Here is a 4131-nt window from a genome sequence, read left to right as displayed (position 1 = left end):
GGGAGGGGCGCCGCGGAGGTAGGAACGGTCGGTGCGCAGGGCGACGGCCCGCCGGACGATGCCGGGAGCCACCGCATGGGCGGCGGCGAGCGTGTGGGCGTACGGGCCCACCAGCACCCGGCGGCGCGGCCTGCGGGCGGTGCGCACGACGGTCCGCGCGATCCGTTCGGGCGTGGCCAGGGGCGGCAGCGAGCGCAGCCCGCGGCCGGTGTGGTTCGCCGCGTGCCGGAAGAAGGGCGTGTCCACGCCCGCCGGAAGGACGGTGCAGACGGCGATCCGCCGGTCCCCGAGGAGGGCGAGCTCCTGGCGCAGCACCTCGTCGAAGGTGGTCAGCGCGGCCTTCGACATGGAGTAGGCGCCCATGTACGGGGCTTCGAGGCGCGCGCCGAGCAGGGAGGCGATGTCGATGAGGACGCCCCCGCCCTGGCGGCGCATGACCGGTACGGCGGCGCGCGCCGCGTGCACGGCGCCGATGACGTTGACCTCCAGCAGTCGGCGCAGTTCCTGCGGCGGCGTCTGGTCGAACCGCCCGAGGATTCCCACACCCGCCGCGTTGACCCAGACGTCGATCCGGCCGAAGCGGCGGGTGGCGGCCGCGGCCAGGGCCGTCACGGCCGCCCCGTCGGTCACATCGGTGGGCACCGCGAGCGCTGCGCCGCCGCGCTGCCGGCACTGTGCGGCGACCCGGTCCAGTTGGGCCGCGCTGCGGGCGGCCAGGACGACGTGCGCACCGCGCCCGGCACAGGCCAGCGCGGTGGCCCGGCCGATCCCGCTGGAGGCTCCGGTGACGACCACGACGGCGCCGCGCATCGGCACCCCCGCTCCGGCTGCTCCGTTTGCTCCGGCCATCGGCACCACCTCCCCGACGCCTGCCGGACTCCGGACTTCTGCCCCGGTCGGCGCCGGTCATACGGAGGTGGTGGGCGCGGGCCGCCTTCGCGCGTCCCTTCGCCGTTTCACCGTGTTCTCGCCCCGCCGCTCACGACCTCCGGTCCGCGTCCTGCCGCCGCTGGTCGGCAGCCTGCCGGACGCGGTCGGTGTGCCGGGAGAGGGCGTGGATCCGGTCGGCGAGCTCGGGGTGGCCGGGGCGCAGGTGCGGTTCGGCGGCGGCCAGCGGCCCGAGCAGGCCGGCCGCGTCGTCGCCGGCGAGGGCGTCGCGCACCTCGCCGACCGATGCGGTGCCGCGGCTGTCGAGGCCGGTCAGGGCGCTGACCTGGCCGGCGAGCTGGCGCAGGTCCCCGGCGTTGTCGCGGGCCCAGGTGTTCACGCTGCGCTGGGCCGCGCGGTGGTCGCGGGTGGCCTGGACGCGCTGCTCGCCCGTACTGCCCGCGGCTCCCGGCCGCAGCCGCAGGTAGCGGCGCTCGGCGGCCTGCCGGCTGGCGACGCCGAGGGGTGCGGCCAGTTCCGCCCAGCTCGCCCCGGCTGCCCGGGCCGTCTCGATGAGCCCGCTCTCCCAGGCCGCGAGGCCCTCGCGCACCTCCCGGAGCAGCAGCAGCGCGGCGAGGGCCGCCTGCGCGTCGTCGGGGCGGTCCGCGCGCTGGTCCTGGGCGCTCTGCATGGCCCGGTCGATCGCGTCGAGGGCGGCTGCGGCGGCCAGGAACGACGCCGGCGAGCCGGGCGGTCCGGCCGATCCGGCCGGTCCGGGATGCGGCGGCGGGATGTCGGTCACGTCTTCTTCACCTCCGGGTTCGCGGGCCGGCGGGCTCACCGGATCGGGGGACCACTCTATCCCCGGTGGGTCGGTGTCATCCATAGGGTGACGTCGATGCTTGTCATCGTTTCGATGACATGTTACAACTGGAATATCTCAAGCGCACTGGCATCCCAGCCAAGACGATGGAGGTGTTCTCCCATGCTGATGCGCACCGATCCCTTCCGTGAGATCGACCGCCTCACCCAGCAGCTGCTGGCCCCGGGCACCTGGTCCAAGCCCTCCGCCATGCCGATGGACGCGTACCGGGAGGGCGAGGTCTACGTGATCGCCTTCGATGTGCCCGGCGTGTCCAAGGAAGCCATCGAGATCGACGTCGAGCGGAACATGCTGACGGTCAAGGCCGAGCGCCGGCCCGTCGCGAAGTCGGACCAGGCCCAGATGGAGCTCTCGGAGCGGCCCCTGGGCGTCTTCTCGCGGCAGATCATGCTGGCCGACACCCTGGACACCGAGCACATCGAGGCCGACTACGACGCAGGCGTCCTGACCCTGCGCATCCCGATCGCCGAGCGCGCCAAGCCGCGGAAGATCGCGATCGGGGACGGCGCCCGCAAGCAGATCAGCAGCTGATCCGAGGCACGCCCCGGCGCCGGTGTCCGGCCCGCCACGCACCACCGCCCCGTATTCCGGGCGGTGGTGCGCGGCGTGCGGGCTGCTCGGGCACCGCTCCGGGCGCGCCTCCGCCCTGTCCCGCCCCCACGAGACGAAAGGCCGCTCTCCCATGTTCGACCAGCCCGCCGTCCGCCGGCAGGCACCCGTCCCCGGCTACGACCGGATGCTGGAGACCGTCCGCTACGAAGGCGCCTACCCCACCCTCGAACGGGCCGACGAGACGGTCCGCCGGGTCATGGCCGCCCTCGGCCGCGAGTTGACCGGCGACGTCCGCGCCGACCTCGCCGCCCGCCTCCCCCTCGAAGCGGCCCTGGCCCTCACCGCGGCCGTTCCCGACGCGGACCGCCGCACCGGCTGGGGCTTCGTCAAGGACCTCGCCGTGCGCAGCGGAATCAGTCCGGCCGTCGCACGCTGGGACACCGGCGCCGTCCTGTCCGTCGTCGCCCGCCTGGCCGGTCCCGACCTGCTCTCACGCATCCTGCGCGCCCTGCCCGAGGGGTACGCGCTCCTGTTCGGACAGGCCGAACTGACACGCCGCCAGGAGGCCTGAGGCAGGGCGACCGCCTCGCGCCACGGCCGGCCGCGGCCCGCCGCCGCGGCCCGGCACGGCCCTGCGAACCGGCGGCGGGGGAGCGGGGCCGTCAGGTCCGGTCGCGGGTTTCGTCCACGATCGGCAGGGCGGCGGCGCGCCGCCGCCGCATGACGCTCGCGTACACGCCGAGCCCGAGCAGTCCGGCGCCCATCATGATCAGTCCGACCACGTCCAGGTTCACGCCGTCCATCTGCCAGTCGCTCGCGAAGGTGAGGATGGCCCCCACCACGATCAAGGCGATGCAACCGCCTATGCCACCCATACGAGTTGCCTCCTCGCCAGAGGATCGGTTGGTTGGTCGCAGGCGCGGCTACCCGCACCGCCCCGGCCGAAACGGATCCGAGGTGGGCGCGCATCCGGGAGCTACACCGTTGCGTGCGGCGCTCCGTCGCCGGACGCCCCCTCCATCGCCTCGACGGCGGGCGCCGGCGGGGCGGTGAGAGGGCCGGCGAGGTAGGCCAGCAGTCCGGCGATCTCGTGGTCGGCCTCCGCCGGATGGCGGAAGCGCGCGCCGGGGGCGATGACGTACCGGTTGCGCCGGCCGTCCCGGGTCCGCGTGAGGTACCCGTCCGCCTCCAGGTCCGTGACGATCGCCTGAACGGTGCGCTCGGTCAGGCCGCAGACGGCCGCGATGTCGCGCAGCCGGACCCCCGGGTCGCGCGCGATGGCGATCAGAACCCGGGCGTGGTTGGTCAGGAAGGTCCAGCGGTTCCTGCGGGACCCCGTGTGCTCGCTCTCCACGCCGCCATTCTTGAGCCATGACTCACGAAAAGCCAATCCTGAACTTCTTTTCCGGTATTGCTTGACGTGTGTCCGCAGCCACGGCAGGGTCTGTAGAGCCGGACGGATGCCCTCCGTACGGCGAGCAAGCGCGCACCGCACCGCAAGCCCCCGTGCCCAAGGAGCGAAGACGATGACTTCCACGGCCGCAGTCGAGGCCAGGATCCCGACGACGACCATCCCCCGCGCCCGGACCGGTGGCGTCGCAGACGCCCCCGCACTCAGCGGGCTGCCGGACGTGCCCTGCCCCTCCGAACTGCCCACCGGCGAGGCCCGAGAGCTGACCCGCGTGTTCTTCGCACGGCTGCGGAGCCTCGAAGAGGGAACCCCCGAGTACCGGTACGTGCGCAGCACGCTCATCGAGATGAACATCTCACTGGTGCACTTCGCCGCCCGCCCGTTCCGGGACCGCCCCGGCGGTCCCGAGAACGAGGAC

6 protein-coding genes and 1 pseudogene are annotated in these 4131 nt (G+C 74.0%); 3 read left to right on the top strand and 4 right to left on the bottom strand.

Annotation, left to right across the window (positions count from 1 at the left end):
• The coding region (locus tag AB0F11_RS37745; protein WP_362184320.1) for an SDR family NAD(P)-dependent oxidoreductase at positions 1 to 849 on the bottom strand (849 nt) is incomplete at its 3' end.
• Between the two features lie 130 nt (positions 850 to 979).
• Positions 980 to 1660 (bottom strand): hypothetical protein, encoded by a 681-nt coding sequence (locus tag AB0F11_RS37740; protein WP_362184322.1) that lies wholly within the window; start codon positions 1658 to 1660, stop codon positions 980 to 982.
• 192 nt (positions 1661 to 1852) lie between these two features.
• Between AB0F11_RS37740 and AB0F11_RS37735 the strand changes: the two genes are divergently transcribed.
• Both AB0F11_RS37735 and AB0F11_RS37730 read left to right on the top strand, forming a co-directional pair.
• The gene (locus tag AB0F11_RS37735) at positions 1853 to 2281 is read left to right on the top strand and encodes an Hsp20/alpha crystallin family protein (RefSeq protein WP_362184318.1); all 429 of its coding nucleotides are present in this window, start codon (positions 1853 to 1855) and stop codon (positions 2279 to 2281) included.
• Between the two features lie 151 nt (positions 2282 to 2432).
• Entirely contained in the window at positions 2433 to 2873 is a 441-nt protein-coding gene (locus AB0F11_RS37730) for a DUF2267 domain-containing protein (protein ID WP_362184316.1), read from the top strand.
• A gap of 91 nt (positions 2874 to 2964) precedes the next feature.
• Here the strand turns inward: AB0F11_RS37730 and AB0F11_RS37725 are convergent, their stop codons facing one another.
• Together AB0F11_RS37725 and AB0F11_RS37720 are read right to left on the bottom strand one after the other, a co-directional pair.
• Entirely contained in the window at positions 2965 to 3177 is a 213-nt protein-coding gene (locus AB0F11_RS37725; RefSeq protein ID WP_362184314.1) for a hypothetical protein, read from the bottom strand.
• Between the two features lie 101 nt (positions 3178 to 3278).
• Positions 3279 to 3656, bottom strand: coding sequence for a helix-turn-helix domain-containing protein (locus AB0F11_RS37720; protein ID WP_362184312.1), 378 nt, complete (start codon positions 3654 to 3656; stop codon positions 3279 to 3281).
• A gap of 172 nt (positions 3657 to 3828) precedes the next feature.
• Between AB0F11_RS37720 and AB0F11_RS37715 the strand changes: the two are divergent.
• Positions 3829 to 4131 (top strand): annotated as a pseudogene (locus tag AB0F11_RS37715) (RNA polymerase sigma factor SigF); the annotation flags it as partial.

The organism is Streptomyces sp. NPDC032472, assembly GCF_040636955.1.
In the GTDB taxonomy this organism is placed as follows: Bacteria; Actinomycetota; Actinomycetes; order Streptomycetales; family Streptomycetaceae; genus Streptomyces.
This window is presented reverse-complemented; position numbering and strand designations above follow the sequence as displayed.

Bases quoted from the DNA above. Each gene is read 5' to 3' on its own strand.
- AB0F11_RS37735 (WP_362184318.1), top strand. From the start codon at position 1,853: ATGCTGATGCGCACCGATCCCTTCCGTGAGATCGACCGCCTCACCCAG.
- AB0F11_RS37730 (WP_362184316.1), top strand. From the start codon at position 2,433: ATGTTCGACCAGCCCGCCGTCCGCCGGCAGGCACCCGTCCCCGGCTAC.
- AB0F11_RS37725 (WP_362184314.1), bottom strand. From the start codon at position 3,177: ATGGGTGGCATAGGCGGTTGCATCGCCTTGATCGTGGTGGGGGCCATC.